1 protein-coding gene is annotated in these 2,658 nt (G+C 65.5%); it reads left to right on the top strand.

The genetic code is table 11. The features are described 5' to 3' along the window. Positions 1–781: 781 nt before the first annotated feature. Positions 782–2,584: a group II intron reverse transcriptase/maturase gene (gene ltrA / locus ACFVZH_RS40155; protein ID WP_384905571.1), complete on the top strand. Its 1,803-nt coding sequence runs from the start codon at positions 782–784 to the stop codon at positions 2,582–2,584. The last annotated feature ends 74 nt before the right edge of the window (positions 2,585–2,658 follow it).

The following is a 2,658-nucleotide window of genomic DNA, read 5'->3' as shown; positions in this document are numbered from 1 at the left end:
GGCCCACCGGGCGGGGCGTCATCCGCGGCATGGTGTCCATCAGCGCCCGCCCTGCCGAGGTCGAGGACCGCAAGGTTCCCGGCCACTGGGAAGGGGACCGTGCGACACGAAGTTGCACGAATTTGAGTGGACTGACCGATTGGAGAGGCGGCTGATGATGAGGCCGTAGGTGCAGTCACGGGTCCGTGTCCGTATGACCCGTCCCCGCCCTTGACGTGCGACGCCGGTAACGGCGTGGTGCGAAGCTCAGGGGAAAGCCCAAGGTCTCCTGCTCCATCCGGGAGTTACCGGCAAGGGGAAGACCGGACGGGTGAACGCAAGTGAACTCCCGATGATGCCTCGTGATCCCAAGCCCCGCCGATGGAAAGTTCCAGCGGGGTGCATGGCTGGCCGCTGAGAAGCGGCAGGCGCTGGCCGGCAGAGGTCACTCCGGCCAGGTGGACACCGCCGCCTCGGGGTCAAGGGAGCACCCACCCCGGTCGTATCTCATTCGTGTGGAACGTGGAAACCCCGTTGGGGTCCGGGCCGTCGCGGCCCGGTCGGCCGACCGTGAGGAAGGCTCAACTCCCCAGCGGGAACAGGATGGCCCAAGAAGCCAATGCCGGAAGCCGAAAGGAAACGGGAACCCGGGGCACGATGACCGGCCTCTCCGCCAGTCGCCCCGCATAACCGTCCGGATACGGGTGTCTGCCCGGACTCGAAAGGGTGCTGACGTGGGCCAGGTGAGCCTGTGTGGACTCACTGGACAAGGACGACAGAACCGAGGGACAAGTTGGACACCATGACGGACACGGCCGGAGCGGTCTCGACCGTCCCGCCCGCCGTCGCGACGGTGAACGGACCCGAGGACGAATACCTGGACTGGGCGTCGATCGACTGGCGCCGGGCCGAGGAAGACGTACGGCGTCTGCGGCAGAGAATCTTCATGGCATCGCAGGCAGGGGACCTGAAGAAGGTCCGCAACTTGCAGAAGCTGATGCTCCGGTCCCGCTCCAACACGCTCCTGAGCGTGCGGCGAGTCACGGAGATCAACGCGGGACGCGCGACGGCGGGAGTCGACGGGAAGGTGGTGCTGATGTCCCAGTCCAAGGCCGCCCTGGCCGACTGGGTCCAGCACCGTGCCCGACCGTGGATTCCCAAGCCCGTCAAGCGGGTGTTCATCCCCAAGCCAGGGACGACGAAGAAGCGCGGCCTCGGGATTCCCGTGATCGTTGACCGGTGCCTGCAAGCGGTGGCACTGAGCGCACTGGAACCCGAGTGGGAAGCGCGGTTCGAGCCGAAGTCGTACGGCTTCCGGCCCGGCCGCGGCTGTCACGATGCGATCGGGGCCATCTACTCCACGCTGAACGGGAAGAACCCGCAGCGTGTGTGGATGCTCGACGCGGACCTGACGGCGGCGTTCGACCGAATCGACCATGAACGGCTGATGGCCGCGCTCGGCACCTTCCCCGCTCGGGGACTGGTCCGACAGTGGCTGAAGGCCGGGGTGGTGGATCGAGGCCGGTTCGCCCCGACCGAAGCGGGAACTCCGCAAGGCGGAGTGATCAGCCCGTTGCTCTTCAACGTGGCCCTGCACGGGATGGAGGAAGCCGCAGGGGTCCGCTACTTCACGACCGGCAGAGACGCCGGAAGCGCGCAGAGCGGCAGTCCCGTGCTGGTGAGATACGCAGACGATTTTGTCGCGATGTGCATCAGCCGTGAACAGGCCGAACAGGTCAAGGAACGGCTGGCCGCATGGCTGACGCCCAGAGGGCTCGCCTTCCACGAGGACAAGACACGTATCGTCCACGCGGAGAGCGGGTTCGATTTCCTGGGGTTCAACGTCCGCCGCTATCACGGCAAGCTGCTGATCAAGCCGAGCGCAGCGGCTCAACGACGGATCCGGGAACGGCTGAGTGCCGAGATGCTGGCCCTGCGAGGGGCCAATGCGGGTGCGGTGCTCAAGAAGATCAACCCGATTGTGCGGGGTTGGTCGGCCTACTACCGGACGGTGGTGTCCAGCGAGATCTTTACCGCGCTGGACAATCACATGTGGAAGCTCGCTTACAAGTGGGCCAAGCACAGCCACCCGAACAAGTCGAAGCACTGGATATCCGACAAGTACTTCGGCCGGTTCAACAAGGCCAGGAAGGACCGGTGGGTGTTCGGCGACCGAGGCAGCGGTGCCTACCTGCTCAAGTTCTCCTGGACGAAGATCGTCCGGCACCAGTTGGTCAAGGGCAGGGCGTCTCCGGACGACCCGGCACTTGAGTCGTACTGGGCCGAGCGGCGTCGCAAGGGTCCGCCTCCACCGGTCGACGGCATCACCGTGCGCCTGCTTCAGGCACAGCACGGTCGTTGCCCGATCTGCGGAGGACTCCTGTTACACGCCGACCACCCGCCACAAAGCCCCCAGGAATGGGAATCGTGGCGGACCGTCATCAGGAAGGCGATCTCCAAGCAGTACATCGCCTTCCCTGACGGTGGCTCACCGGACGATCAAAGGCTCCGTCTCCTTCACACCCTTTGTCGACGACGGATTGGAGCCGCCGGGCTGACAAATCCTGCACCTTCTCCTGCCCGCGAGCCCTTGGGGCTTGCTTGAGCCGTGTGCGGTGAAAGCTGCTTGCACGGTTCTGAGGGGGCGGGGACGCAGCAATGCGTCCCCGCTACCCGACT

It is taken from the genome of Streptomyces sp. NPDC059534 (assembly GCF_042743475.1).
Lineage (GTDB): Bacteria > Actinomycetota > Actinomycetes > Streptomycetales > Streptomycetaceae > Streptomyces.
The sequence above is the reverse complement of the archived record's forward strand: the minus strand, read 5'-3'. Positions and strand labels throughout refer to the sequence as shown.

Bases quoted from the DNA above. Each gene is read 5' to 3' on its own strand.
- ltrA (WP_384905571.1), top strand. From the start codon at position 782: ATGACGGACACGGCCGGAGCGGTCTCGACCGTCCCGCCCGCCGTCGCG.